A 25,788-nucleotide genomic window follows, 5' to 3' on the forward strand; every position below is an offset into this window, starting at 1 on the left:
GACGGATTTCGTCGTCGCGCCCGTTTAAAGAAATATCCAACGCCGAAGAGGACAGCATGACTCCCTCACCGAACATGAATGCCGCGGCGATCGCTTTGAATCGCTTCGGTCTCGGCGCGCGTGTCGACGACACGCCGCCTGCCGACCCGAAGGCGTGGCTGCTCGCGCAGCTCGAACAGTATCAAGCGCGGCCCGCCGCGTGGGCGAGCCAGCCTGACTCGGTAACGCTGTCCACCGAACTGGTGCAGCAACGCGCAGAGCTCAATCAGCTGATCCGGCAGAATCCGCAGAACGTGGGCGCGGGTGCTGGTCAGACAAATGCGCAGACTACGGCACAGGCCAACGCACCAGCCACCGGACAGGCTGGAACGGAAACCACCGCGCAAACTGCTAAGCAAGCCGAACGAAAAGCACTGCGCGGCGAAATCGGCGCAATGTACCGCGCCTCGGTGAACGCGCGTGTCGCAAGCGCGCTGACCACGCAGACGCCTTTCGTCGAGAGGCTGGTTCATTTCTGGGCGAACCACTTCGCGGTATCCACGGAAAAACCCGGTGTCGCGGCACTGGCCGGCTCGTTCGAAGCGGAAGCAATTCGTCCGCACGTGCTTGGCCGTTTCGAAGACATGCTGGTCGCGGTCGAGCGTCATCCGGCCATGCAGTTGTTTCTCGACCAGACTCGCTCGGTCGGACCGGACAGCATGGCGGCCATGCGCGCCGTGGAGCGCAATCCCAACGTCAAACGCGGGCTGAATGAAAATCTGGCGCGCGAAATCATGGAGCTGCATACGCTCGGCGTGCGCAGCGGCTATACCCAGGACGACGTCACCGAATTCGCCCGCGCGCTGACCGGCTGGAGTCTCGCCGGCAATCCAGGCAATGGCGGCAATCCAGGCCGCCTCGCAAGGCAACCGAACGCGGCGCCAGGCACCTTCGTGTTCCGCGTGGCGCTGCACGAGCCGGGCTCGCGAACCATCATGGGCCGCCGCTACGACCAGCCGGGAGAAGAGCAGGCGCTGGCGATCCTGCACGACCTCGCGAGCTCGCCCGCGACGGCGCAACACATTGGCGGCAAGCTTGCTCGCCACTTCGTCGCGGACAATCCGCCGCCCGAGGTGAGCGAGCGCCTCGCGAACGCGTTCGAGCGCAGCGGCGGCGATCTGCCGACCGTGTACCGCACGCTGATCGACATGCCGCAGGCGTGGTCGCCGGTCGCGGTGAAGTTCAAGACCCCGTGGGAATGGACCATTTCTTCGATGCGCGGGCTCGGCTGGCAGGACCTCGGCAACCTGCAGACCGCGCCTATCCTCACGCAACTCGGTCAGCCGGTATGGCGCCCGGGTTCACCCGCCGGCTATGACGACATTGCCGCGAGCTGGGCCGCGCCCGATGCGCTCATACGCCGGGTCGATGTCGCGCAGCGCTTCGCGGCGCGTGTCGGCGACCGGCTCGATGCGCGCGCGCTTGGCCAGACCTTGCTGGCCGGCTCGCTCAGCGCGCCGACTGCCACGGCGGTGTCGCGTGCCGATAGCGCGTCGACGGCAATCGCGCTGCTGCTGGTCTCACCGGATTTTCAACGGAGATGAATGCCATGTTTTCACGCCGCAAGTTTCTGAGCATTGCCGCTGCAGGCGCGGGCGCGATTCTCGTCTCGCCGCAGATCGCTTTCGCAAGCGTCGCAACCGATCGCCGTTTCGTGTTCGTGATCCAGCGCGGCGCGGCCGACGGCCTGAGCATCGTCGTGCCGTACGCCGAACCCGCCTACTCGACGCTGCGCGGTGCGCTCGCGATCGATACCACCAACGCGACGAGGCTCGACGGCACCTTCGCGCTGCATCCCGCGCTCGCGCAGACCGCGGCGATGTATGCGAATCATCAGGCGCTGTTTGTCCACGCGGTGGCGTCGCCGTATCGCGACCGCTCGCACTTCGACGGGCAGAACGTGCTGGAGACGGGCGGTACCTCGCCGTATCAGATGAAGGACGGCTGGCTGAACCGGCTCGTCGCATCGATGCCCGCCACGCGCGAGAATGCGATCGCCTTCGCGCCGACCGTGCCGATGGCGCTGCGCGGCAAGGCGGCGGTCACGTCGTACGCGCCTTCGGGCTTGCCGGCGGCGCCCGACGATCTGCTGATGCGGGTCTCGCAACTGTACGACCAGGATGCACAATTGCGCCCGCTCTGGGAATCGGCCATGACCGCGCGCGGGCTCGCGGGCGACGCCGGTGCGCGCCAGGACCCGGCGAGCCTCGGCAAGCTTGCCGCGGGTTTTCTGTCACGCGACGACGGTCCGCGTATCGCGATGATCGAAACCGGTGGCTGGGACACGCATACGGCGCAGAACGCGCGTCTTGCCAATCAGTTGAAGGCGCTCGACACGATGCTCGCAGCGTTGCGCGACGGCATGGGTCCGTTGTGGAGCAAGACCACCGTGGTGGTGGCAACCGAGTTCGGCAGAACCGCCGCTGCCAATGGCACCGGCGGCACGGATCATGGCACGGGCTCGGTGGCGATGGTGCTGGGCGGATCGGTAGCGGGCGGACGCGTGCTTGCCGACTGGCCCGGCCTGAAACCGGGCGACCTTTACGAAGCGCGCGATCTCAAGCCGACCATGTCATTGGACGCGTTGATCGCCGGTGTGGCGAGCGAAAGTCTCGGACTCGATCCGCAGCGCACGGCTGGCGCACTGTTTGGCCAGATCGCGGGAATCCGGCCAACAACGGGACTCGTGCGTGCATAACTTCAAAATTACCAGGGAGAGCAAATGAAAATCAGATCAACTATCCGTGCCGTATCGCTTGCAGGTCTATGTGCGGCCATGTTGTCGGCCTGTGTCGTCGAACCGGCACGGCCACCGCAGCCCGCGCCGCTCGTCGAGGTGGTGCCGGTCGCGCCAGCGCCCGGCTATCACTGGGTGAAAGGCCACTACCGGTGGGAAGGCAATCACTGGGCGTGGGTGCCGGGACACTGGGCGGGCTGAGCGAGCGTAGCAGGTGTCGAGCGGGTACCCACCCGATGATAATTGCGGCCGTAATAGATCAGTGCATCGCCGCCGACGTGCGTGTGCACGGCTTTCACCGCGCAAAAGAACACCGTATGCGTGCCGACTTCGGTGACTGATTCGATCTCGCAGTCGAGCGAGGCAAGCGCGCCGAGCAGAGCCGGCGCGCCTGTCACGAGCGTGTTCCATTGCGCGGCCGCAAAGCGTTCCGTCATGGGCCGCGAGCCCGTGGCGAACTGCGCCGCAAGGGCTTGCTGATCCGCGCTCAGCACGTTGACGCAGAGCGCGCCGTTCGCGCGGAAGGCCGCGTTGTTGCGGCTGCCGCGATTGATACAGACGAGCAGGGTGGGCGGCTCGTCGGTTACGCCGCATACCGCCGAGGCCGTGCAGCCGGCGAGACCTGCGGCGCCGTCGCTGCTGACGATGTTGACGGCAGCGCCAAGGCCGGCCATTGCGTCGCGGAAAGTGTGCTTGTCAAGCATGGCGCCCGGCGCCTCCCCGGAAGCTGGCCGCTGTGTGGCTGGCGGGCAAACGCGCGTGCCCGAACAGTTTTTCGCGCAACGTGCCGTCGCGATACGCGCGTTTATAGGCGCCACGTTCCTGCAGAATCGGCACCACCAGTGCGATGAAATCGTCGAAGCATTCCGGCGCGACGGTGCGCGAGAGATTGAACCCGTCCACGCCGGCTTCTTCGGTCCATGCGATGAGTTCGTCCGCGATGCGCTCCGCAGAGCCGACGAGCGGCGCCTGACGGCTGCCGAGCAGCATCTGTTCGAGCAGTTTGCGTTTGGTCCATTGCGGGCCGGCGGCGCGCGTCATGGCTTCGACGTTCGACACGATGGCCTGGCTCTTGCCGGTTTCGATGGGCTCGTCGAGGTCGTAGCGCGCGAAGTCGATACCGAGCGACGCCGCCGCATGCACGAGCGCGGCCTCGGTGCTCACGTAGCGCCGGTACTCGGCATATTTCTCCTGCGCCTCGCGATCCGTGCGGCCCGTGATGACGGTTTGCCCGAGCAGGACCTTGATGTCGTTGGCATCGCGCCCGCGTGCCGCCGCGTGCGCGCGGATGTCGTCGACAATGGTTTTCACGGCGGGCTTCGCCTGGCCATTGACGAATACGCACTCCGCGTGCGCCGCGGCGAACTGCTTGCCACGCGCGGACGAACCTGCCTGATAGAGCACCGGCGTGCGCTGCGGTGACGGTTCGCTCAGATGCATGGCGTCCACCTGATACTGCTTGCCGTGATGATGAATCACGTGAACTTTCGACGCGTCGGCGTAGAGGCCTTGCGTTCTGTCACGCAGCACCGCCCCGTCTTCCCAGCTGCCTTCCCACAGTTTGTAGACCAGTTCCATATATTCGTCGGCGAGATCGTAGCGATCGTCGTGGGCCATTTGCCCGGAGAGACCGATTGCGCGCGACGCGCTGTCCAGATAGCCCGTCACGATGTTCCAGCCGACCCGGCCGCGCGTCAGATGATCGAGCGTCGACATGCGCCGCGCGAACAGATAGGGCTGCTCAACGGTGAGATTCGACGTGACGCCGAACGACAGGTGGCGCGTTACGGCGGCCATGGCTGGAATCAGCAGCGTCGGGTCGTTCACCGGCACCTGCACCGCACCGCGGATCGCTGCCTCGGGATTGCCGCCGTAGACGTCGTAGACACCGGCCACGTCCGCGAAAAAAATGCCGTCGAACAGGCCTGCCTCAAGCGTGCGGGCGTAGTCGGTCCAGTACTGAAGATCGGTGTAGCGGGCGGACTGATCGCGCGGATGGGTCCACATGCCTTGCTGGATGTGGCCGACGCAGTTCATGTCAAAAGCGTTGAGAACAATTTCCTTCGGCATGGTGTCTTCCGGCTGAGGTGGACGGGATGCTTACGGTTGCAGTTCAAAGCAGGCGATCGGGCAGCGAGGCTGCGCGGGAATCGTTCGTTTAATATAGTGGACGAAAAATCACTATGCAAGACATGAGTTTTGACTTTTAATGAGGGCTCAACGTGGCTCTCCTTTTATCGATCCTGATCCTTTCATGTCCGAATCCTCTGCTATCGATTTGACCGAGGCGATTTCCCTGCGCGTGAAGACCGAGCGCGAGGCGCGCAACTGGGCGCTGAGCGAACTGGCGGAGCGCTCGGGTGTCTCGAAGGCGATGATCAGCAAGATCGAACGGGGCGAGGCGAGTCCAACCGCGACCGTGCTGGGGCGTCTGTCGGGAGCCTTCGGCCTGACCTTGTCGACCTTGCTGGCGCTCGCCGAGCAAAGCGGTGAGCGATTGGTGCGGCGAGCCGGGCAGCCGGTATGGCAGGACCCTGAAACGGGTTATACGCGGCGGCGGATTTCGCCTCCTACCGGCGGGGTGCTCGAATTGCTGGAGATCGAATTACCCGTGGGCGTGCGGGTGCCTTATCCGCCGGACGCGTTCGCGTTTCAGCATCAGCAGATCTGGGTGACGAGAGGGGTCCTGACTTTCCGTGAAGGCCAGCAGGTGTATCAGCTTGCCGAAGGAGATTGCCTGCAGCTTGGCGCGCCGCTCGATTGTGAGTTCTTCAATGGCGGGAACACAGTGTGCTGCTATGTCGTCGGCCTGGTTCGGCGGTGACGGTTTCAACAAGTGTCAGGACAGATCGGGACGACAGGCACCGCCGCAGATCGGCGCTTGCGGCGCTACCCATCGCAACCTGTCGTCATCGATCAACCGCGAATCGATCGGGGATCGATCGCGAATCAATCGTGACCCGATCGTGACCTGACGGTGAACGAGGCACGAGGCCCGATCAGCCTCCGCCGCCGCCGCCCTGCGTGCCGAGCGTCAACTTGTTGTTCACCGACTTCACGCCCGCAACACCCTTGGCCACGTCCTCTGCCTGCGAGATCTGCCCGCTATCGGGTACCGTGCCAGTCAAGGTCACCGCGCCGCCACGCGCGCGCACAAACACGTTCGACACATCAAAACCCTGCGCTTTCGCCAAAGCCTTGCGCACGTCCAGACCTAACTTGCGGTCTACCTTCTTGACGCTTTTCGGATTGGTGCCCGGCGCCGCCATGCTGCCCGACGCCATGGCATCGCTCGACTGGGCATAGGCGCTGGACACAGTCGCCACACACAATGCGATGCCGAGTGCCTTCAATAGATTGACTGTTTTCACGTTTTCTCCATTCCTCGAAAAGTTGATGTCGCATCGTTGCATGCAAAAAAAACTACGCGCCTGCAAGCACTTTTCCGCCTGTACGGAGCCGCCTGTCTTGTAGAAGAGTGAGCTTGTGACGCTCCCAGCGCGCTTAAACAATACTCCAGCAAACGCGTGAATGCTGAAAAAACTGCTCGGACGTACCGTTGCCGGCCGCTCGTCGACGACCGTCCGACCCCGGCCGTCCGGCGCCGGATTCGCCTATCATGGCGGCTTCGATCATCACGAGGCGTAACGCAGATGTCTGATGGCGTACAGCAACAACTCCATGAATCGCCCACGGATACAACGGCATCGCCGGTCGATTATGGCCTATGGGCCTTGACCTTCAGTTACGTGCTCAGCCAGTTTTTCCGCAGCTATATCGCTGTGATCTCAACCCAGTTGATCGGGGATTTCCATTTTTCGCCGCAAATGTTCGGCTGGTTCGCGGGTTCGTTCTTTCTCGTGTTCGCCGTCGCGCAACTGCCGGTGGGCATGATGTTCGACCGCTACGGCGTGCGCGGACCCACCGCGTTCCTGATGGGCATCGGCGCCGCGTGCGCCGGTATCCTTTCGATGACGACGAGCGCAACCGTCGCGCTCGTCGCGCAAGCCGGCATCGGACTGGGTTGCGCGCCCATCTTCATGGGGCTGCTCAATTACGTGCTGCGTACAGGCCATGGCACGCGCAATGTGCGCGCCGTCACGACGGCGAGTGCGATCGGTATGGCAGGTGCGTTGCTGGCCGCGTTTCCGCTGAGCCGCGCGACCGCGAGCTTCGGCTGGCGTCCGGTGATGGTCACCGCCGCGCTCGCCATGCTATGCGCGACGCTGGGTGTGGTGTGCTTCGTGCGCCGGCGCAGCGCGGCCGAGCATGAGCGCAGCCTCGCTGCGCTGCAGCATGCAGCAGGCGCAGTGAAAAAACGGCGCACCGGTTTCTGGACCTTGATGCCGGCCTGCCTCGCGCTTTCGGTCGGCAGCACGTTTCGCACGTCGTGGGGCGGGCCGTATCTGGCCGACGTCTACGGTTTCGACGTCATCGCGCGCGGCAATGCGATGACCGTCACCAGCGTGATCGGAATCGCCGCGTCGTTTGGTATCCCACTGGCCGTGCGATTCTGTGCGCCCAAGCTGATTTCGTTGCTGTGGCTGATCGCCGGCGTGCTGGCGGCAGTCGTGCTCGCGGTGGTTCCGGACGGCAACTGGATGCTCAGCGTCGCGCTGATCTGTGTGTTGTTCTCGGTCGGCTCAATCCATCCGCTCGTGATGTCGCAAGCGCGCGCCATCATCGCGCCGCGCCGGCTCGGGCTTGGTCTGGGGCTGCTCAATAGCCTGGTTTTTCTCGGCGTGGCGCTCACCAGTAGTTGCTTCGGCTGGATCGCGGGCGCGGCAAAACGCGGGCATCTATCGAACGCGGGCACCTATGCGGCGCTGTTTGCCGTGACCGTCGTGCCGCTTGCGATTGGCGCGGTGGTTTATTTTTTCAGCCCGGTGGTGGCTGCGCCGAAAGAAGAGGCCTGAGCAGCGGCTTGCGTTTGTCTATAATTCGGCAGCCCGGATCACCCTCGATTCCGGCCATGGTTTGTCTTTCAGATGGTGCCGTTTCGCAGGAGCGTGTTTCATTTTGAGCAAAGCCAATCACAGCCCAATCGACAATCCGGCCACGGACCTGAGCACTGGCGACGCTGAGCCATCGCCCGTGACGTCCGCGAGAACCCATTCAATCATCGCGAGCCGGACGGCACACGAGGCGCACAAGGACGACCGGCATTTCGTCACCGCACTCGCGCGCGGACTCGAGGTGCTGGCGTGTTTTCGCTCCGGCGACAAATCGCTGAGTAATCAGGAACTCGCCCTGCGTTGCAAACTGCCGAAGTCGACGGTGTCGCGTCTCACTCATACGCTCACGCTGCTCGGCTACCTGATTCATTTGAAAGAGAGCGGGAAATACCGGCTTGGAACGGCCTCGCTCGCATTGGGCAGCGCGATGCTGGCGCGGCTCGATGTGCGCAAGATTGCCCGACCGGTGATGCAGGAGCTGGCCGAGATCGTCGGTGCAAGCGTGTCGCTGGGTACGCGCGATCGCCTCTCGATGATCTACCTGGAAAATTGCCGGTGCTCCGTTGCGCTCGCCTTGACCCTGGAAGTCGGCTCGCGTATTCCGGTCGCGACATCGGCAATTGGCCGTGCATGGCTTGCGGCGATCCCTGAACATGATCGTCTCAGCTTCATGGAGCAGGTGCGCGAGCTCGATCACGTGGCGTGGCCAAACACCCGTCGCGGCATTGAGAAAGCGCTGGAGGATTACCGTACGCTCGGCGTCACGACTTCGTTCGGGGACTGGCAGAAAGACGTGAACGGCATCGCCCGAGCTTTTCAGCCGGGCGGCGAGTTGCCGATCATGGCGATCAATGTGGGTGGGCCCTCGTTCAAGCTCTCGAAGGAGTTCCTGCTTGAGGAGGTGAGGCCACGCCTGATCGCTATGGTGACACAGCTGGAAAGCGTGCTTTCGCATTGAAGCATTGAGCGAACGACGGCGTTCAGAACCACTGAGGCGCCATCGTCAGCGTCGTATCGTCGAGACCGCGCAGCGTGGTCAGCATCAGCGAGACGCGCGGCAACTCCCAGCGGAAGAACCACTGGCACGCATGCAGCTTGCCGCGATAGAAGTCACCATCAGTCTGGTTCTTCGCTTCAGCTTCAGGCAAGGCAGCGCTCGCAACGATCGCCTGCCGCAACCATGTCCACGCGAGCACGATATGACCGAACGCTTCGAGAAAAGCGTTCGCATTGGCGAGCGCGCGTTCGCTTTCGCTAGCCAGGGTGGGCAGCAACGCTTCGAGCGTACCGGTCAGTTCGCGCCATGCCTCGCTGAGTGAATCGGCGTGTGCTTGCAGGGTTGCATGCGTGCGCGCGAGCTCGATGCTGCGCTGTATTTCACGCCCTAATAGTTTGAGCGCCGCACCCTGTTTCATCACGACTTTGCGGCCCAGCAGATCGAGCGCCTGGATCCCATGCGTGCCTTCGTGAATCATGTTCAGGCGGTTGTCGCGATAGAACTGTTCGACCGGATATTCGCGCGTGTAGCCATAGCCGCCGTGAATCTGGATGGCGAGGCTGTTCGCTTCGAGGCACCACTGCGACGGCCACGACTTGACTACCGGTGTCAGCAGATCGAGCAGCAGGCTCGCTTCGGCGCGCGCGGCGTCGCTCTCGCCGGTGTTCTGTTCGTCGACGAGGCGCGCCGCGTACAGGCACAGCGCGTAGGCGCCTTCCACATAGGCCTTTTGCGCGAGCAGCATGCGGCGTACGTCGGCATGTTCGATAAGCGGCAATTGCGGATCGAGCGGGTTCTTGTTGTCCGGGCGCCGTCCCTGTGGCCGTTCGCGCGCGTAATCGAGCGAAGCCAGATAACCGCGATAGCCGAGCATGACCGCGCCGAGGCCGACGCCGATGCGCGCCTCGTTCATCATGTGGAACATATACGCCAAACCATGATGCGGTTCGCCCACCAGTTCGCCGATGCATTCGCCGCGTTCGCCGAACGAGAGCATGGTCGAGGTCGTGCCACGCCAGCCCATCTTGTGAATGAGCCCCGCGAGCGCCACGTCGTTGCGCGCTCCGGGACTGCCGTCCTCATTCACGTGGAACTTCGGCACCGTGAAGAGAGAGATGCCTTTGACGCCAGGCGGCCCGCCTGGAATGCGCGCCAGCACCAGATGGACGATGTTGTCGCTCAACTCGTGATCGCCGCCCGAAATGAAGATCTTGTTGCCGCGGATCGAATAGGTGCCGTCTTCGTTGGGCGTCGCACTGGTGACGAGGTCCGAAAGGCTCGAGCCGGCTTGCGGCTCGGTCAGCGCCATCGTGCCGAACGCGCGGCCTTCCAGTAACGCCTGCAGATACTTGTGCTTTTGCGCCGCACTGCCGAAACGCTCGATCACGTTCGCGTTCGCCGTGGTCAGCATTGCGTAAGACGAGGTGGCGATGTTGGCGCTCTTGAAGAGCGACAGGCATGCAAAGGAAATCACGGCGGGCAACTGCATGCCGCCCCATTCGTAGTCTTTGCCGGCAGCAAGAAATCCCGCCAGGCGGAATGCGTCGAGCGCTTCCTTCACCTCGGCGGGCATCGTGATGCGTTGACCGTCGAATTGCGGTTCGTGTTCGTCGGAGAGGCGGTTGTGCGGTGCGAACTTTTCGGCGGCTACCGCGTGAGCCGTTTCGAGCGCCGCGTTAAAGGTCTCGCGGCTGTGGTCGGCGTGGCGAGCGCGCTGTGTGAGCGTTTCTGCCTCGAGCACTTCGAACAGCTGGAACTCCAGATCACGCGAGTTGATGATCAGCGCATCTTGCATGGGAGAAGACTCGTCTAAAGATGAACCGCTATGCAGAACAGCTACGCAGCAGGCGCGAAAAAACCCACGATTGCACGGACGCGGCTCGATTGAGAAGTGCGGTATTCGGGTAAGCCCCGATGATCCGCCCATCAACGATACGTGTCAGTTTAAATCAAAAGTGAATGAGCGTGCTTTTATTTACACGGCGAATTTCGGCACGTATGATGGTCAGACAATCTGGAACGAAAGTCTGCATTGCAGAACAACCTGGAGGAGCGGCGTAATGTCTGTGAAAGACCTGTTTCAACTGGACGGCAAGGTTGCACTGATCACCGGAGGCTCTCGCGGGCTGGGTCTGCAAATGGCCGAGGCGCTGGGCGAAATGGGCTGTCGCGTGGCGATCACCGCGCGCAAGGCGGACGAACTCGCGGAGGCCAAAACGCATCTGCAAAGCCGGGGTATCGAGGTGCAGACCCTGGTCAACGATCTGCAGCGCTTCGAGGGTATCCCCGGTCTCGTGAATGAAGTGCTCGGCGCGCATGGCCATATCGACATTCTCGTGAACAACGCGGGCGCGACTTGGGGCGCACCGGCTGAAGACTATCCCGACGAAGCGTGGCACAAGGTGATGAACCTGAATGTCCATGCGCCGTTCTTCGTCGCGCGTGAAGTCGGCAAGCGCAGCATGATCCCGCGCCGTGCCGGCAAGATCATCAACATCGCGTCGGTGGCGGGCCTGAAGGGTTCGCCGCCCGGCATGAACACAATTGCCTACAACACGTCCAAGGCCGCGGCGATCAATTTCACGCGGGCGCTCGCGGCGGAATGGGGTAAGTACAACATCAACGTCAATGCGATTTGCCCGGGTTTTTTCCCCTCGAAAATGTCGGCAGGACTGCTCGACAAACTCGAAGACACCATCGTCTCGCGCACGCCGTTGCAGCGTCTTGGCGGCGACGAGGATCTCAAAGGCCCGGTCGTGTTCCTCGCGAGTGAAGCGTCGCGCCACATCACCGGACAGTATTTCGCGGTGGACGGCGGCTCGATCATCGTCTGACCCATGCGCTAACTGAGCGGTTTCGAGGCGGGGCGTGAGGCTTCAGGCGCGCTGCGCTCAGGTGCATAAGAGCTATGTGTGGGATGGGAGACATCGCATGGATTTTCAGCACTCGGAGAAGGTCAAGAGTTTGCAGCAACGCTTGAACGCTTTCATGGACGAGTACGTGTACCCGGCCGAGGCGGTGTTCGATGCGCAGATGGACGCCGCGCGTGAATCCGGCAACCGGTGGCAGCCCGCGCCGGTGATCGAGGCGTTGAAACAGAAAGCGAAAGCCGTGGGTTTGTGGAACCTGTTCCTGCCCGAGTCGAAATACGGCGCGGGGCTCACCAATCTGGAATACGCGCCGCTGTGCGAAATCATGGGGCGCTCGCATATCGGCGCGGAGCCGTTCAACTGCTCGGCGCCGGACACCGGCAACATGGAAACGCTGGTGCGCTATGCCACGCCCGAGCAGCAGGAGCAATGGCTGCTGCCGCTGCTCGACGGCACGATCCGCTCGGCCTTCGCGATGACGGAGCCGGAAGTGGCGTCGTCGGACGCGACCAATATCGAAGCGCGCATTGAACGCGATGGCGGCGAATACATCCTGAACGGCCGCAAATGGTGGACCTCGGGCGCGAACGATCCGCGCTGCAAGGTGCTGATCTTCATGGGCAAGTCCAATCCGGAGCACACGAACCGGCATCAGCAGCAGTCGATGATCCTCGTGCCGATCGACACGCCAGGTGTGAAAGTGCTGCGCCATCTGCCCGTATTCGGCTATGACGACGCGCCGCACGGCCACGCTGAAATCTCCTTTGAAAACGTACGTGTGCCGGCCGGCAACATGCTGCTCGGCGAGGGGCGCGGCTTCGAAATCGCGCAAGGGCGGCTCGGGCCGGGCCGCATCCATCACTGCATGCGCCTGATCGGGCGTGCCGAACGCGCGCTCGAGGCGATGTGCCGCCGCTCGCTGGAACGTGTAGCGTTTGGCCGGCCCATCGCCGATCAGGGCGTAACGCGTGAACGGATCGCGAACGCCCGCATCATGATCGACCAGACGCGTTTTCTGGTGCTGAACGCGGCGCACAAAATGGATACGGTCGGCAACAAGGATGCGCGTCAGGAAATCGCGATGATCAAGGTGGCCGCACCCAGCATGGCGTGCCAGGTGATCGACTGGGCCATGCAGGTGCACGGCGGCGGCGCGGTCAGCGACGACTTCGGTCTCGCGCGTGCGTATGCGAGTTCGCGCACCCTGCGTTTCGCGGACGGACCCGATGAAGTGCACCGCAACGCCATCGCGACGATGGAGCTTGGGCGCCACCTCGGGCGCCTATGACGCAAACTGGCACCTCGTATTCCAGTGATTCATCGGTTGGCCGCCTGCGTCACGCGGCGGATGTCAACGAAGCGCGTCTTTAGTGACGCGCACAGACAGTCAGGCAGGAGACGCCTATGAACGAACGCCATCACCCGAATTGGCCGCCGTACGTGCCAAAGCATCTGACGCTGCCCGAAACCAATATCTTCTACAACGCCGAGGTGTCGGCGGCCCGCTTTCCCAACAAGCCGTTCATCGTTTTCTACGACACGCCGGTCACGTTCGCCGAGTTCAAGGACGAAGCCGAACGCGTCGCCGGTTTTCTTCAGCAGGCGTGCCACGTCAAGGCGGGCGACCGCGTGCTGCTTTACATGCAGAACAGCCCGCAATGGATCATTGCGTACTACGGAATTCTGCGTGCGAACGCCGTCGTGGTGCCGGTCAACCCGATGAACATGAGCGGTGAACTGGCGCATTACGTCGAGGACAGCGGAGCGACCACGATCATTGCACCGCAGTGTCTGTTCGCGAACGTCGAACCGCTGATCGGCACGGGCCCGGGGCGGGGCATCGAGCATGCAATCGTCGCGACGTATAGCGACTACGTGAAGGGAGCATCGTCGATTCCCGTGCCGGAACTGGTGGCGGCGCCGCGCAAGACGTTCGATATTCCGGGCGTTACACCGTGGCGCGAGGTGCTCGAACAGCGTATTGCGCCGGGGCCGCTCACCACGGGTCCAGACGACCTGTGTGTGATGCCGTACACGTCCGGCACCACCGGCAAACCGAAGGGCTGCATGCACACGCACCGCAGCGTGATGAGCACGCTGCTCGGCGGTTGCGCGTGGTTCTCGGCGCCGTCGGACGGCGTGTATCTATCGGTATTGCCCCTGTTTCACGTAACGGGCATGCAGGGCGGCATGAACAGCGCGGTCTTCTCCGGTGCAACCATCGTCGTGCTGCCGCGCTGGGATCGGGAAGCCGCTGCGCTATGCATGCAGAAATATCGCGTGAGCGCGTGGCAGTCGATCACGGCGATGATGGTCGATTTCCTGTCGAATCCGAAGCTCGGCGAATACGATCTGTCGAGCCTGACCGGCGCGCGTGGCGGCGGCGCGGCGATGCCCGAGGCGATTGCCCAGAAGCTCAAGTCGCTAACCGGGCTCGATTACGTCGAAGGTTACGGCATGTCCGAGACGATCGCCGGCACGCACATCAATCCGCCGCACCGGCCAAAGCCGCAATGTCTCGGCATTCCGGTGTTCGACGTGGACTCGCGCGTGATCGATCCGGTCACGCTGGAGGAACTTGCGCAAGGCGAAACTGGCGAGATCATCGTGAGTGCGCCGCAGGTGATGCGGGGTTACTGGCGTAATCCCAAGGCGACTGAAGAAGCGTTTATCCAGCTCGAGGGCAAGCGCTTCCTGCGCACCGGCGACCTCGGTCATATCGACGAGGATGGCTATTTTTTCATGACGGACCGGCTCAAGCGCATGATCAACGCATCGGGTTACAAGGTCTGGCCCGCGGAGGTCGAGGCGCTCATGTACCGGCATCCTGCGATTCACGAGGTATGCGTGATCGGCGTGAAGGACGCGAAGCGCGGCGAAACCGTCAAGGCGCTGGTGGTGCCCGCCGCGGCGCAAGCCGGCAAGATCAGCGAGCAGGAGATTATCGACTGGGCGCACGAACAGATGGCGTCTTACAAGGCGCCGCGCATCGTCGAGTTCGTGACGTCGCTGCCCAAATCGGGCAGTGGCAAGATTTTGTGGCGCAAGTTGCAGGAAGAGGACGCAGCGCGCACGGCCGCAGCCAGTCAGAGCGCTAGCAGCGATGGCAGCCACGGTGCCGGTGGCGGCACGGGAGGGACTTCATCATGACATGGCTCGAAGCACTAAGCGACGAACCGTTCGTTTGCATCACCGACATGCTCCGCCGCTTCGCAAACGAACGCGCTGAGCATGCGGCGTTGATCTGTGACGGCAAAATCGTGACTTATGCCGCGCTGGACGCACAAGTGGATCGCTTTGCCGCCGCATTGCAGCGTGACGGCATCCGGCCTTGCGATGCGATTGCGTTGTGCGCGGGCGCCTCGGTGGAATACGTCGTGGCGTTTCTCGGCGGGCTGCGCGCGGGGGCGGCGGTGGCGCCGCTCGCGCCATCGTCGAGCGCGGCGAGTCTTGTCAGCATGATCGGCAATTCGGGTGCGCGGCTGCTGTTTCTCGATGCCGGCGTGAAGCGTCTGCTCGAACCGGTGGCCGGCGAGATCAGCGCCATTCCCGTCGCGCTCGATGCGCACACGGGCAGCACCGCGCTTGAGACGTGGCTCGCGCCCAAGGGCGCCAGGCCTGAAGGCGTGACGATCGATCCGGCGTGGCCGTTCAACATCATCTATTCGTCTGGTACCACGGGTACGCCGAAAGGCATCGTGCAGTCGCACGGCATGCGCTGGGCCTATGCGGCACGCAGCATTCAGCGCGGCTACGGGCCTGACGCCATAACGCTGATTTCCACACCGCTGTATTCGAACACGACGCTCGTGAGTTTCATGCCGACGCTGACGTTCGGCGGTACGGTCGTGCTGATGCCGAAGTTCGAAGCCACACGCTATCTGGAGCTGGCGCAAGGGCACCGCGTCACGCACACGATGCTGGTGCCGGTTCAGTATCAGCGCCTGATGGCGCATCCGGATTTCGACCGTTACGATCTCGCGAGCTTTCAGGCCAAGTTCTGCACCAGCGCGCCGTTCGCGGCGAGCGTGAAGGCGGACGTGGTACGCCGCTGGCCCGGCAAGCTTACCGAGTACTACGGCATGACCGAAGGCGGCGGCTCATGCCAGTTGGAGGCCGACGAATTCCCCACCAAGCTGCACACGGTCGGCAAACCAGCGGAAGGTCACGATATCCGTCTGATCGACGAACTCGGCAATGAGGTGGCGGCAGGCGAGGTGGGCGAAATCGTCGGCCATTCGCCGGCGATGATGACCGGCTATTACCGCCAGCCGGACAAGACTGCCGAGGCAGAATGGCATGACCCGAGCGGCAAGCGTTTCATCCGCACGGGCGACATGGGACGCTTCGATGCGGACGGATTTCTGACGCTGCTCGATCGCAAGAAGGACATGATTATTTCGGGTGGCTTCAACATCTATCCGAGCGATCTTGAAGCTGAACTCAGCTCGCATCCGGACGTCGCGGATGTGGCCGTGGTGGGCATGCGCTCGGAGCAATGGGGAGAGACACCCGTCGCCTTCGTGGTGCGCCGGGCGCATGCAGCGATCGACGCCGACACACTGCTTGCCTGGGTCAATGCGCGGCTGGGAAAAATGCAGCGGCTATCCGCGCTGATTTTCATCGATGTCTTGCCGCGCAGTCCGATCGGCAAGGTGCTGAAACGGGAGTTGCGCGAGCAGCACGATCCCGCCGCGCGCTAAGAGGATGACTAGCGCGATGTAAGTGCGCGGAGTAAATGTGTGGCGTGAGCGCGCCACGACATCTGACTGGATGCACCAACGGGAGACGGGACAAGGCATGGACAATTTTGCAGGCAAGGTCGCGGTGATCACCGGCGCCGGATCCGGATTCGGCCGCGAGTTCGCACGGCTCGGCACGAAACTGGGCATGCGCCTCGTGCTCGCGGATGTGCAACAGGACGCACTCGACGAAACGTTCACTGAAGTGAGTGCGGCCGGCGCGCAGGCAATCGCACGCCGTGTGGATGTGGCGAAAGGCGAGGAGGTCGACGCACTGGCGCGCGCCACGCTCGACGCCTACGGCGCCGTGCATCTCGTCTTCAACAACGCCGGCGTGGGCGGCAGCGGCGGGCTCGTGTGGGAGAACACCGAGCGTGACTGGCAATGGCTGCTCGGCGTCAACCTGTGGGGCGTGATTCACGGCGTGCGGGTTTTCACGCCGCTCATGCTTGAGGCCGCCAAACGCGACGCCGGCTATCGCGGGCACATCGTCAATACGGCGTCGATGGCGGGCATGCTCAATCCGCCGATGATGGGCCCGTACAACGTGTCGAAACATGCGGTGGTGTCGCTGACCGAATCGCTGTATCAGGATCTTTCGCTGGTCACGCAGCAAGTGGCGTGCTCGGTGCTGTGCCCGTACTTCGTGCCGACGGGGATCGCGAAAGCGCATCGCAACCGGCCCGCCGAACTGGCTAACGACACACCGCCGACCTTATCGCAACGCGTATCGCGCGTGATGAGCGAGAAGGCGGTGAGTTCGGGAAAGGTGAGCGCGCAAGAGGTCGCGGGCATGGTGTTCGATGCGATCCGCGAAGAGCAGTTCTACATCTTTTCGCATCCGCACGCCTTAGGCGGCGTGAAAACGCGTGCCGAGGATATCGCTATGCCGCGCAATCCGACCGATCCGTTTGCCGAGCGGCCTGAGGTGCGTGCGCAGATTATCGAGGCATTGAAGGGTTAATTAAGTTAGTCGGGAGCCGGCGGACGCACCGGCTTCATAAAGAGGCTTCAGAGACGCGTGATCCGAAGCGTGCGGGCAATCGGAGGCACAAAGGTACTTCAACTGCCACCGGTGAACGCCCGAGGTTCCATGAACGTATGCCGGAAGTACTCGCGCACCGCATGCATCGCGGGGCTCAACTCGGCATTTCTGCGCCACGCGAGACCCACGCTCATCGGCGGCACCGGGTCGCGTAGCAGCATGGTCTCGATACGCCGGCCTTCCAGCGACCAGGGGCGATACACCATGTCCGACAGGATCGCCACGCCGCTTCCATTTGCCACCATGCTGCGCACCGCTTCCACAGACGACGTGCGGAGTTTCACGTTCGGCCGGTACGGCGTCTCGTTCCAGTAGCGCAAAGCGGTAAACGCCGCTTCGTCGACGGTCAGCATTACGAATGGTTCGGCGGCAACGTCCGCGAGTGTGACGTTCTCACGCTTGAGCAGCGGATGTTGCGCGCACAACCACAGGCGACGAACCGAATGAATCACGGGCTCAAGCACCAATTCCGGATTCGCAACGTTCGAGGTGAGCAGCACCGCCATGTCATATCGCTCCGCGATCAACCCTTCTTCGATCGATTCCCGGTTCAATTCGTGTAGCTGGATGGTGAGCCGCGGATAGAGCGTGTTCAGGCGCAGCAGGTGATGCGGCAGAAAATAGCCGAGCACGGTGTAGCTCGCCGCAAGCGTCAGGGTGCCCGTGAGCGTGCTTTCGAGGTTCGGAATACGCATTGCCTCGTCCACCGACGACAGGATCGTGTACGCCTGATTGAGAAACCGCCGCCCGGTATTGGTCAGCGTCATGCCGGAAGCGGTACGCATGAACAGTTGCGTGCCGAGGCTGTCTTCCAGCTCCTTGATGGCATTGGTCACCGCCGACTGCGAAATCGTCAGTTGAATGGCCGCCTGCGAAATCTGGCCAAGTTCAGCGGTGGCGACAAAGTATTTCAGCTGCCGGAGGGTCAAGGCCATGAGGGTCACCCGAAAAAATGATATTGCTCTGCGCAATATCTTACCCTTCGAAAATGATCAGAAACGGGTCCGGCGCTTCCATCCTTTACCCATAGGCTGCGCAGCCGCTTTCCTCCGTCCGCGCGCGCCGTAGAAGCTATCGAAAAAACAGATAACGTGCCATATAAAAATAGAACTATTTTGGCGTCCGGCGAGCGGATAACGTTCATCTGAATCGATCTGGTTGGCGTCCTTCAAGCCGGCCAGGCCGTTGACCCAGGAGAGATCAAGCATGAAAAAGCACAGCGTCGACTTGAATTCCGACATGGGGGAGGGGTTCGGCCCGTGGCGGATCGGCGATGGCGTCGATGAGGAAATCATGCCCCTCATCAGCTCAGCCAACATCGCGACGGGGTTTCACGCAGGGGACCCAAACATCATGGCGCGCACGGTGCAACTTGCGAAGCAGGCAGGTGTTGGTATTGGCGCGCACCCGGGATTTCGCGATCTGGTGGGTTTTGGCCGCCGCAATATCACCGAGACGCCGCAGGCGCTCGTCAACGACATCATCTTCCAGCTCGGCGCGCTCCGCGAATTCGCACGCCTTTATAACGTCAGCGTGCAGCACGTGAAGCCGCACGGGGCGCTTTACATGCTCGCCGCGCGCGACGAGGACCTGTCGCGTCTGCTGGTCGGGGCGCTGCAGACGCTGGATCCAACGCTGCTGCTGTATTGCATGGAAGCTTCGGTGACATACCGGATCGCACGCGAACTCGGCCAGCCGGTGATCCGCGAGTTCTACGCCGACCGTGATTACGATCGTAGTGGTTCGATCGTCTTTACCCGGCACGTTGGGCGACTCGATCCGGCGCAGGTGGCCGCGAAAGTCCTGCGCGCCTGTGTGGAAGGACGGGTGAGCACAGTCGACGGCGAAGACATCGATATCGAATTCGACTCTGTCTGCATTCATAGCGACACGCCGGGCGCACTCAAGCTCGTCGAGGCCACGCGCGCCACCCTGACACATCACGATATTCGTGTGGCAGCGCCCTTATACCCAGTCGCCCGCTAATCGCAGTGACCCAAAAAAGACTTGAGGAGCATACCCATGGCATTACACGATATTGTTAGCCCCTTGCCGGGCACGTTCTACCGGCGTGCGTCGCCGGAGGCCGCGCCTTATGTCGAGGCCGGCGTGTCCGTCGAAACCGGTGCCGTGGTCGGGCTCGTCGAAGTGATGAAGCAGTTCAACGATGTCGAGACGAACGTGGCTGGCTGCGTCACCGAAATTCTGGTCGAAGATGGCGAGCCGGTCGATGCCGGGCAAGTGTTGATGCGGATCGAAGGGTGAACCCGATGAACATCTCGAACAAGGACGGCTCCGCGCAGACGTTCTATCAGCCGAAGCGAATCCGCACGGTACTGGTCGCCAATCGCGGCGAGATTGCCGTGCGTGTGATCCGCGCAGCACACGAACTGGGTATGCGGGCGGTCGCGGTGGTCAGCGACGCCGATCGCGACAGCCTTGCCGCGCGCATGGCCGACGAGGCCATTCACATCGGCTCCGCTCATGCGGCGAAAAGCTACCTGAACCCCGCGGCGATTCTCGCTGCGGCACAGCAGTGCGGGGCGGATGCCATTCACCCGGGATACGGTTTTCTCTCGGAGAATGCCGCATTTGCGGCGCAAGTCGAGAACGCCGGCTTGATCTTTGTCGGCCCCTCGTCGAATGTCATTGCGACCATGGGCGACAAGGCAAAGGCGCGAGAAACCGCGCAGCGCGCTGACGTCCCGACAGTTCCTGGTAGCAACGGCGTTGTCCTGTCGCTCGGCGAAGCGCGCGAGATCGCAGCAAGAATTGGCTACCCGGTGATGATCAAGGCAGCGGCCGGCGGCGGTGGACGTGGCATCCGGGTGGCGCACGACGCTACGCAACTCGACACCGAATTGCCCTTGGCGCAACGCGAGGCCCAGGCGGCGTTCGGCAACGGTGGCGTGTATCTCGAACGCTTCATTGCACGCGCCCGGCATATTGAAGTGCAGGTGCTTGGCGACGGCAATGATGTTGTCCATCTGTTCGAACGCGAGTGCTCGTTGCAGCGGCGTCGCCAGAAAATTCTGGAGGAGGCGCCGTCGCCATCGCTTACGCCGGCATTGCGCAATGCGTTGTGTATGTCCGCGACGCGGCTTGCGAAGCAGGTGGGTTATCGCAGTGCCGGAACGCTGGAATACCTGTTCGACGAAACGCGCGACGAGTTCTACTTCATTGAAATGAATACGCGTATTCAGGTCGAGCATCCGGTGACCGAGGCCATCACCGGGATCGATCTGGTCCGCGAGACACTGCGTATCGCCGATGGCGAACCGTTACGTTTCAGCCAGAGCGACATCGCGATGCGTGGCGCCGCGCTCGAATGCCGGATCAACGCTGAGGACCCCGAGCAGGATTTTCGTCCGAACCCGGGCCGCGTCGATGAACTGGTCTGGCCGGCGGGCCCTGGCGTGCGCATCGATTCGATGCTTTACCAAGGCTACGCCGTACCGCCATTCTACGATTCGCTACTCGCCAAGCTGATTGTCTTCGACGAAAGCCGGCCTGCAGCGCTCGCACGGCTCAAGCGGGCATTGAGCGAGTTGCGTATCGGCGGCATCAGGACCACGGCGACGCTGCACCGCGCATTGCTTGACGACGCCGAAGTTATCGCTGGCCGCTACCACACCAATTATCTCGAAGCATGGGTAACAGACTGGCGCGCCAGACAGATGGCAGCCGCGGCCGGGAACGAGGAGGCGGCATGACGATCCGATACACATTCGGCGGCGACGAGTTCATCTTCGTGGAGATCAGCGAAGACATGTCGCTCGAAGCCTTCTTCACGGGTACGGCGATCACGCGCGAACTGCAGCGCCGCAAGGTGAACGGTGTGACCGAAATCTGCCCGGCCAACGCCTCATTCCAGGTTCGCTACGATCCCGATGTGATCGAGCCGGATGAGCTCCTCGCGCTGCTCAAGCGGATAGAAACGGAAGTTGCCGGCGCGACGGAACTGGACCTCGCGACGCGCATCGTCGAGATACCCGTGCTTTACAACGATCCATGGACGCACGAGACGCTGATGCGTTTTCGTGAGCGCCATCAGGATCCCACTTCGACCGACCTCGAATACGCGGCACGGATCAATGGAAAGAAGGATGTCGAGGACTTTATCGCAGCGCACGCCGGCTCCCCCTGGTTCGTCTCCATGGTGGGCTTCGTAGCCGGGTTGCCGTTCATGTTCCAGATGGTCGAACGTGCCCGTCAGTTGCAGGTGCCCAAATATCTGCGGCCCCGTACCGACACACCCAGGCTGACGGTCGGCCATGGTGGTTGCTTCGGCTGCATCTACTCGGTGCGTGGCGCGGGGGGCTATCAGATGTTCGGCGTGACGCCCGCACCGATCTTCGATCCGGCACAGCGTCTGGATTACCTGCGCGACTTCATGGTGTTCTTCCGCCCCGGCGATATCGTCAAGTTCAAGCCGGTCGATCGCGATACGTACGACAAAGCCGTGGCCGCCGTCGATGCAGGGACTTTCTCATTACGCGTGCGCGACGTGAATTTTTCGCTCGGCGCGTTTTTGCGCGACCCCGAAGCCTACAACCGCTCGTTGATCGAGGTGCTCAATGCCGACTAGTCCTCTCCACGCCATCGAGGTCGTCAAGCCCGGACTGGCGACGTCGGTGCAGGATACCGGCCGGCAAGGGTACTACCATGTCGGTATTCCGCCGTCCGGCGCACTCGATCAATACGCATTGCGCGCGGCCAATCTGCTGGTGGGCAACCCCGAAAGCGCCGCCGTACTCGAATGCACGCTGCTCGGTCCGCAACTTCTGTTTCATGTGGACACGCTGATTGCGGTGACGGGCGCTGAAATGCAGCCCAAAATCGACGGTGTGTTGCAGGCATGCAATGTCGCCTTGCGAATCAAGGCAGGCAGCACGCTCACCTTCGACTACGTGAAAGGCGGTGCGCGAGCCTGCCTCGCGGTGGCAGGCGGCATTGACGTACCGATGGTGCTCGGAAGCCGTTCCACTTATACGCTTGGGGCTTTCGGCGGCCATGAGGGACGGCGTCTGCAAAAGGGCGACCGGCTCGGAATCGGCGCTGCCCGAGGACCCGCTCGGGAGGGCACGCAATTGCCCGAACGCTTGCGTACACCGCTTGCTCGCGAAATCGAACTGCGTGTGCTGCCTGGGCTTTACCATCACCGCCTGACAGACGAGTCAGCCATCACGTTCTTCGAAGATACGTGGACCGTCGCTCCTGAAGCAGACCGTATCGGCTATCGCTATAAGCAAGGCCGGCCACTCAAGTTTCGCGAGCGCGAGCAGCCGTTCGGCGCAGGCTCCGATCCCTCGAACATCGTCGACGCCTGCTATCCGATCGGCTCGATCCAGGTTCCGGCCGGGCTCGAACCGATCATCCTGCATCGCGACGCAGTGTCCGGCGGCGGCTACGCCACGATTGGCACAGTCATTAGCGCCGACATGGATCTGATCGGACAAATGCAGCCCAACCATCAAGCACACTTCGTGGCCGTCACCATGACCCAGGCGCTAGCTGCCCGACGCGACGCCCAGCTTCGGCTCGCACGGCTGCGCGAGGTGTTGCTGCTCTAGCAAACAGTCGACGTGTTCACGGGGCGGCCAAATCAGGCGCTGCTCGCGTGAGCTCCAATTGCATTTCGCGATTCCGTTCGTGCAGCGCCATGCGCCGCGCGCGGGTACGTGCATTCATTTTTCGCCGCACTGGTGGTCTTTCTTCTATACGTCGCCGTGGCGCCGAAGCCGGTTGCCATTACGGCGTCACTCTCAACCCCGCAGATGTATTGAGGAGCACGATCATGGCCAATCTGGCACAGGAATCAGCCGAGGGCGATCTCGATCTATCGACCGTTGCCATACCGGAAAAGGCCCGCATGCCGGCCTTCTCGCTCACGATGGCCTGGTGGGCGGTTTGCAGCGCCATGTTCTACATTGTGGTCGGCGCAACGCTCGCACTCAACTATGGTGCGCGCAACGCGTTGATCGGGATGGCGCTTTCGGTGGCGTCGTACGGTATCGTCAACTCCATCATCAGCCGCTACGCGGTTCGCACCGGTTTGTCCGTTGCGCTGTTTTCGCGGGTTTTGTTCGGCAGCGCGGGTGCCGCGCTCGCCACGCTGATTTTCTTCGCGACTGCGATCTATTACGCGGTATTTGAAGGATCGGTGATCGCCGTTGCCGCGCACAGCCTCTTTCCAGCACTCGACTACCGATGGGCGGCGCTCATCGTCGTTTGCTACAGCGTGCCGCTCGTGTTCGGCAGTGTGCAGCACTGGCTCGACAAGTTCAACGGCGTGCTGCTGCCGTTCTATCTGCTCGGACTGGTCGCGGCCGTTGTGCTGGCTACCCATGAATATGGCTACAACGCGGCGTGGCTCGACTTCGGGCCGAAAGGCAACACGCCGGCCAACGGCTGGTGGAGTTGTTTTGTCTATTACATGGGCGTGTGGGTGCTGATGATGTTTACCTTCGACTACGCCCGCTTCGGCCGCAAGAAGGATGCCGGTTACCATGGCCGCTTCAACTTTGGCATCCCGTTTTATCTGGTCACATTCCTGCTGAATGGAGCCGTGGGCATCTATCTGGTCAGCACGATTTCCGACCTCGGTACGCTCTCGGAGGTGTCCGTCGTGCTTGCGCTGCTCAAGCTGATGGGGATCTGGGGTCTGCTGTTTGTGTGGGTAACGCAGTCGCGTATCAACACGGCGAACTACTATCTGGCGGCCATCAACATGCAGGCTTTTTTTCAGAAAGCGGTCGGTCTTCGCGCGCCGAAGTTCGCGTGGGCGCTGGTCGTTGGCGCGGTTGTCTACGCTTTGATGATGGCCGATGTATTTTCGAAGATCCTGCAGGCGTTGGCGTATCAAGGAATCTTCGTGGTCGCGTGGGTCGGCGTGGCGCTCGCACACATCCTTTCAACACGCTATGACGAACTGATCGGCAGCGAAATCGAATGCCGCGATTCGCATGTGCCCGCTTTCAATCCGGGCGGACTGACTGCGTGGTTCGCAGGCACATTTGCCGGCCTTGTGTTGATGAATGTGCCGGAGCCGGTGCAGTCGTTCTCCGCACCGGCGAGCTTTGTCGTTTCCTGGCTCGTGTATCGCGGCATGCTCAGTTCGGCTAAGCGGACGTGGTTTGTGCGGGGCTAGCCGTCACTTCGCCGCGGTCAGCGAACTCAATCCCGCCGGCTTCAACTGTGCGCCCTGAACCACCGCGGCGAGCGGATTGCCGAGCACGAAACCGCCGTGGTCGTCGATACCGCTCACGCCGTTCGGATTGGCCTGCGGCGGCAGCGCTTTCACGGCCTTGTCGAATTGGTTGCGAATCGCGGTCGCGTCGCTGACGCTGCCGGCCAGTTTCATCGCGAGCGCCGTTGCGTAGACCGCGGTGTAGTTCAGCGATACCTCCTGGCTCGGATCGCGGCCGCCGTGACTCTTGCGAAAGCGCTCCACAAACGCTTTGGCGTTCGGCGTGTCGTCGCTGGCCAACGGCAATACGCCGATCGCGCCGTTCAGCGCGGCATAGCCGCCGGTGACCTTGGCCACTTCGTCGAGCTTGGCCTGGTCCATCACGATAAAGCCGCCCTTGAAGCCCAACTCGCGCGCCTGTTGTGCAATCAGGCCGGTCGGTTCGGACGGTCCCCCGATAAACATCACGTCGGGTTTGGCTGCCAGCACGCGGCTCACGCCGCTGTAGAAATCGGTGGCGCGGTTATACGACATCGAATTGTCCGCGACGATCGTGCCGCCGGCCGCTTCCCACGCCGGTTTGAATGCGGCAACCCAGATCTTGCCGTAGTCGGTATCGGTGGCGGCGAGCGCCACTTTTTTGCCGTACGTCGCCATTTCGTACTTGATGAACGCGTTCAGATACGAGGTGAACGCGGGCGGAATACGCACCGTGAGCTTGTTGCCGCGCTCGCTGATCTGCGGCACGCTGGTGTACGAAAGCAGCAGCAATTTCTGCTGCTCGTTACTGGTCTGCACCGCGAAGCCGCCGCCCGAATGCGGGACGAGCACGACCGCGGCCTGTTGTTCCTGCGCGAGACGCCGTGCGTTGATTGCGGTTTCGGCGGGATTGTACTTGTCGTCGAGCGGCACGATCTCGAGCTTGATCTTTTTGCCCGCCACTTCGATACCGGCTTGATTGACGTCGGCGGCCGCCATCTGCATACCGTCGAGCACCTCCTGACCGTACTTCGCCGCGCCGCCGCTCAACGGACCCGAGTAGCCGATATGCACCACCTGTTGCGCCATTGCGGCGCCCGTGCCCAGCAGCGCGGTCGTGGCGACGGCCGCACACAGGCCCACTCGTGCATACAAGCGTTTGATCGTCATACGTGTCTCCTTTGGGATTGTTCGATTGCTTCGACGTCCAGATTCATGTGCCGGGCCGCGCGTCA

General features: G+C 62.4%; 24 protein-coding genes. 17 read left to right on the plus strand and 7 right to left on the minus strand.

The features are described 5' to 3' along the window. The first annotated feature begins 56 nt into the window (after positions 1-56). The 3 genes from BCY88_RS17160 to BCY88_RS17170 are packed head-to-tail and all read left to right on the plus strand — an operon-like array spanning position 57 to position 2,977. Entirely contained in the window at positions 57-1,583 is a 1,527-nt protein-coding gene (locus BCY88_RS17160) for a DUF1800 domain-containing protein (protein WP_120345414.1), read from the plus strand. Between the two features lie 5 nt (positions 1,584-1,588). Then, positions 1,589-2,737 carry a DUF1501 domain-containing protein gene (locus BCY88_RS17165; protein ID WP_120345415.1) on the plus strand — a complete coding sequence of 383 codons (1,149 nt, stop codon included), beginning with the start codon at positions 1,589-1,591 and terminating at the stop codon, positions 2,735-2,737. A 24-nt stretch (positions 2,738-2,761) separates the two neighbouring features. Further along, positions 2,762-2,977 (plus strand): YXWGXW repeat-containing protein, encoded by a 216-nt coding sequence (locus BCY88_RS17170; RefSeq protein ID WP_120345416.1) that lies wholly within the window; start codon positions 2,762-2,764, stop codon positions 2,975-2,977. On the opposite strand, the gene BCY88_RS17175 is transcribed toward BCY88_RS17170, so the two are convergent. Together BCY88_RS17175 and BCY88_RS17180 are read right to left on the minus strand one after the other, a co-directional pair. Then, entirely contained in the window at positions 2,941-3,480 is a 540-nt protein-coding gene (locus BCY88_RS17175) for a flavin reductase (protein WP_120345417.1), read from the minus strand. The two genes, BCY88_RS17170 and BCY88_RS17175, sit on opposite strands and share 37 nt — an antisense overlap. Beyond that, on the minus strand, positions 3,473-4,846 hold the full coding sequence (locus tag BCY88_RS17180; protein WP_120345418.1) for an LLM class flavin-dependent oxidoreductase: 1,374 nt from the start codon (positions 4,844-4,846) through the stop codon (positions 3,473-3,475). Before BCY88_RS17180 ends, BCY88_RS17175 begins: the two co-directional genes overlap by 8 nt. Before the next feature lie 184 nt (positions 4,847-5,030). On the opposite strand from BCY88_RS17180, the gene BCY88_RS17185 reads away from it, so the two are divergent. Next, positions 5,031-5,600, plus strand: a complete 570-nt coding sequence (locus BCY88_RS17185) for a helix-turn-helix domain-containing protein (protein ID WP_120345419.1) — start codon at positions 5,031-5,033, stop codon at positions 5,598-5,600. 175 nt (positions 5,601-5,775) lie between these two features. On the opposite strand, the gene BCY88_RS17190 is transcribed toward BCY88_RS17185, so the two are convergent. Then, positions 5,776-6,147 (minus strand): BON domain-containing protein, encoded by a 372-nt coding sequence (locus BCY88_RS17190; protein ID WP_120345512.1) that lies wholly within the window; start codon positions 6,145-6,147, stop codon positions 5,776-5,778. A gap of 282 nt (positions 6,148-6,429) precedes the next feature. On the opposite strand from BCY88_RS17190, the gene BCY88_RS17195 reads away from it, so the two are divergent. Continuing rightward, complete coding sequence (locus tag BCY88_RS17195; RefSeq protein ID WP_120345420.1) at positions 6,430-7,692, plus strand: MFS transporter; 1,263 nt, start codon at positions 6,430-6,432, stop codon at positions 7,690-7,692. A gap of 202 nt (positions 7,693-7,894) precedes the next feature. Further along, positions 7,895-8,689, plus strand: a complete 795-nt coding sequence (locus BCY88_RS17200; protein WP_120345513.1) for an IclR family transcriptional regulator — start codon at positions 7,895-7,897, stop codon at positions 8,687-8,689. 22 nt (positions 8,690-8,711) lie between these two features. Here the strand turns inward: BCY88_RS17200 and BCY88_RS17205 are convergent, their stop codons facing one another. Then, a complete protein-coding gene (locus tag BCY88_RS17205; protein WP_120345421.1) occupies positions 8,712-10,523 on the minus strand; it encodes an acyl-CoA dehydrogenase in 1,812 nt (603 codons plus the stop codon). Positions 10,524-10,788: 265 nt separating this feature from the next. Here BCY88_RS17205 and BCY88_RS17210 point away from each other — a divergent pair, with 265 nt between their 5' ends. The 5 genes from BCY88_RS17210 (at position 10,789) to BCY88_RS17230 (ending at position 17,304) form a co-directional block, all read left to right on the plus strand. Beyond that, positions 10,789-11,562 (plus strand): SDR family oxidoreductase, encoded by a 774-nt coding sequence (locus BCY88_RS17210; protein WP_120345422.1) that lies wholly within the window; start codon positions 10,789-10,791, stop codon positions 11,560-11,562. Between the two features lie 97 nt (positions 11,563-11,659). Beyond that, entirely contained in the window at positions 11,660-12,886 is a 1,227-nt protein-coding gene (locus tag BCY88_RS17215) for an acyl-CoA dehydrogenase family protein (protein ID WP_120345423.1), read from the plus strand. A gap of 116 nt (positions 12,887-13,002) precedes the next feature. After that, on the plus strand, positions 13,003-14,748 hold the full coding sequence (locus BCY88_RS17220) for a long-chain fatty acid--CoA ligase (protein WP_120345424.1): 1,746 nt from the start codon (positions 13,003-13,005) through the stop codon (positions 14,746-14,748). Next, positions 14,745-16,301 carry a class I adenylate-forming enzyme family protein gene (locus BCY88_RS17225; RefSeq protein WP_120345425.1) on the plus strand — a complete coding sequence of 519 codons (1,557 nt, stop codon included), beginning with the start codon at positions 14,745-14,747 and terminating at the stop codon, positions 16,299-16,301. The genes BCY88_RS17220 and BCY88_RS17225 overlap by 4 nt, the downstream gene beginning before the upstream one ends. A 97-nt stretch (positions 16,302-16,398) precedes the next feature. After that, positions 16,399-17,304, plus strand: coding sequence for an SDR family oxidoreductase (locus BCY88_RS17230; protein ID WP_120345426.1), 906 nt, complete (start codon positions 16,399-16,401; stop codon positions 17,302-17,304). Positions 17,305-17,402: 98 nt separating this feature from the next. On the opposite strand, the gene BCY88_RS17235 is transcribed toward BCY88_RS17230, so the two are convergent. Then, on the minus strand, positions 17,403-18,320 hold the full coding sequence (locus BCY88_RS17235) for a LysR family transcriptional regulator (protein ID WP_120345427.1): 918 nt from the start codon (positions 18,318-18,320) through the stop codon (positions 17,403-17,405). Positions 18,321-18,377: 57 nt separating this feature from the next. Continuing rightward, a complete protein-coding gene (locus BCY88_RS17240) occupies positions 18,378-18,593 on the minus strand; it encodes a hypothetical protein (RefSeq protein WP_120345428.1) in 216 nt (71 codons plus the stop codon). Here BCY88_RS17240 and BCY88_RS17245 point away from each other — a divergent pair. The 6 genes from BCY88_RS17245 to BCY88_RS17270 all read left to right on the plus strand — a co-directional run bounded on the left by BCY88_RS17245 (position 18,592) and on the right by BCY88_RS17270 (position 24,535). After that, positions 18,592-19,371: a 5-oxoprolinase subunit PxpA gene (locus BCY88_RS17245; protein ID WP_120345429.1), complete on the plus strand. Its 780-nt coding sequence runs from the start codon at positions 18,592-18,594 to the stop codon at positions 19,369-19,371. The genes BCY88_RS17240 and BCY88_RS17245 overlap by 2 nt on opposite strands. Before the next feature lie 36 nt (positions 19,372-19,407). Continuing rightward, the gene (locus BCY88_RS17250) at positions 19,408-19,650 is read left to right on the plus strand and encodes an acetyl-CoA carboxylase (RefSeq protein WP_120345430.1); all 243 of its coding nucleotides are present in this window, start codon (positions 19,408-19,410) and stop codon (positions 19,648-19,650) included. Between the two features lie 5 nt (positions 19,651-19,655). Then, on the plus strand, positions 19,656-21,098 hold the full coding sequence (locus tag BCY88_RS17255; protein WP_183081388.1) for an acetyl-CoA carboxylase biotin carboxylase subunit: 1,443 nt from the start codon (positions 19,656-19,658) through the stop codon (positions 21,096-21,098). Further along, positions 21,095-21,973 carry a 5-oxoprolinase subunit B family protein gene (locus tag BCY88_RS17260; RefSeq protein ID WP_120345431.1) on the plus strand — a complete coding sequence of 293 codons (879 nt, stop codon included), beginning with the start codon at positions 21,095-21,097 and terminating at the stop codon, positions 21,971-21,973. The genes BCY88_RS17255 and BCY88_RS17260 overlap by 4 nt, the downstream gene beginning before the upstream one ends. After that, positions 21,963-22,958, plus strand: a complete 996-nt coding sequence (locus BCY88_RS17265; RefSeq protein ID WP_120345432.1) for a 5-oxoprolinase subunit C family protein — start codon at positions 21,963-21,965, stop codon at positions 22,956-22,958. Before BCY88_RS17260 ends, BCY88_RS17265 begins: the two co-directional genes overlap by 11 nt. Before the next feature lie 224 nt (positions 22,959-23,182). Continuing rightward, a complete protein-coding gene (locus BCY88_RS17270) occupies positions 23,183-24,535 on the plus strand; it encodes a purine-cytosine permease family protein (RefSeq protein WP_120345433.1) in 1,353 nt (450 codons plus the stop codon). 3 nt (positions 24,536-24,538) lie between these two features. On the opposite strand, the gene BCY88_RS17275 is transcribed toward BCY88_RS17270, so the two are convergent. After that, complete coding sequence (locus BCY88_RS17275; RefSeq protein ID WP_120345434.1) at positions 24,539-25,723, minus strand: ABC transporter substrate-binding protein; 1,185 nt, start codon at positions 25,721-25,723, stop codon at positions 24,539-24,541. Positions 25,724-25,788 lie beyond the last annotated feature (65 nt).

This window comes from Paraburkholderia fungorum (assembly GCF_003610895.1).
Taxonomy (GTDB): domain Bacteria; phylum Pseudomonadota; class Gammaproteobacteria; order Burkholderiales; family Burkholderiaceae; genus Paraburkholderia; species Paraburkholderia fungorum_B.

Excerpts from the sequence above, each read along its gene's own strand:
- BCY88_RS17160 (WP_120345414.1), top strand. The coding sequence starts at position 57 with ATGACTCCCTCACCGAACATGAATGCCGCGGCGATCGCTTTGAATCGC.
- BCY88_RS17165 (WP_120345415.1), top strand. The coding sequence starts at position 1,589 with ATGTTTTCACGCCGCAAGTTTCTGAGCATTGCCGCTGCAGGCGCGGGC.
- BCY88_RS17170 (WP_120345416.1), top strand. The coding sequence starts at position 2,762 with ATGAAAATCAGATCAACTATCCGTGCCGTATCGCTTGCAGGTCTATGT.
- BCY88_RS17175 (WP_120345417.1), bottom strand. The coding sequence starts at position 3,480 with ATGCTTGACAAGCACACTTTCCGCGACGCAATGGCCGGCCTTGGCGCT.
- BCY88_RS17180 (WP_120345418.1), bottom strand. The coding sequence starts at position 4,846 with ATGCCGAAGGAAATTGTTCTCAACGCTTTTGACATGAACTGCGTCGGC.
- BCY88_RS17185 (WP_120345419.1), top strand. The coding sequence starts at position 5,031 with ATGTCCGAATCCTCTGCTATCGATTTGACCGAGGCGATTTCCCTGCGC.
- BCY88_RS17195 (WP_120345420.1), top strand. The coding sequence starts at position 6,430 with ATGTCTGATGGCGTACAGCAACAACTCCATGAATCGCCCACGGATACA.
- BCY88_RS17205 (WP_120345421.1), bottom strand. The coding sequence starts at position 10,523 with ATGCAAGATGCGCTGATCATCAACTCGCGTGATCTGGAGTTCCAGCTG.
- BCY88_RS17210 (WP_120345422.1), top strand. The coding sequence starts at position 10,789 with ATGTCTGTGAAAGACCTGTTTCAACTGGACGGCAAGGTTGCACTGATC.
- BCY88_RS17215 (WP_120345423.1), top strand. The coding sequence starts at position 11,660 with ATGGATTTTCAGCACTCGGAGAAGGTCAAGAGTTTGCAGCAACGCTTG.
- BCY88_RS17220 (WP_120345424.1), top strand. The coding sequence starts at position 13,003 with ATGAACGAACGCCATCACCCGAATTGGCCGCCGTACGTGCCAAAGCAT.
- BCY88_RS17225 (WP_120345425.1), top strand. The coding sequence starts at position 14,745 with ATGACATGGCTCGAAGCACTAAGCGACGAACCGTTCGTTTGCATCACC.
- BCY88_RS17230 (WP_120345426.1), top strand. The coding sequence starts at position 16,399 with ATGGACAATTTTGCAGGCAAGGTCGCGGTGATCACCGGCGCCGGATCC.
- BCY88_RS17235 (WP_120345427.1), bottom strand. The coding sequence starts at position 18,320 with ATGGCCTTGACCCTCCGGCAGCTGAAATACTTTGTCGCCACCGCTGAA.
- BCY88_RS17245 (WP_120345429.1), top strand. The coding sequence starts at position 18,592 with ATGAAAAAGCACAGCGTCGACTTGAATTCCGACATGGGGGAGGGGTTC.
- BCY88_RS17240 (WP_120345428.1), bottom strand. The coding sequence starts at position 18,593 with ATGCTTGATCTCTCCTGGGTCAACGGCCTGGCCGGCTTGAAGGACGCC.
- BCY88_RS17250 (WP_120345430.1), top strand. The coding sequence starts at position 19,408 with ATGGCATTACACGATATTGTTAGCCCCTTGCCGGGCACGTTCTACCGG.
- BCY88_RS17255 (WP_183081388.1), top strand. The coding sequence starts at position 19,656 with ATGAACATCTCGAACAAGGACGGCTCCGCGCAGACGTTCTATCAGCCG.
- BCY88_RS17260 (WP_120345431.1), top strand. The coding sequence starts at position 21,095 with ATGACGATCCGATACACATTCGGCGGCGACGAGTTCATCTTCGTGGAG.
- BCY88_RS17265 (WP_120345432.1), top strand. The coding sequence starts at position 21,963 with ATGCCGACTAGTCCTCTCCACGCCATCGAGGTCGTCAAGCCCGGACTG.
- BCY88_RS17270 (WP_120345433.1), top strand. The coding sequence starts at position 23,183 with ATGGCCAATCTGGCACAGGAATCAGCCGAGGGCGATCTCGATCTATCG.
- BCY88_RS17275 (WP_120345434.1), bottom strand. The coding sequence starts at position 25,723 with ATGACGATCAAACGCTTGTATGCACGAGTGGGCCTGTGTGCGGCCGTC.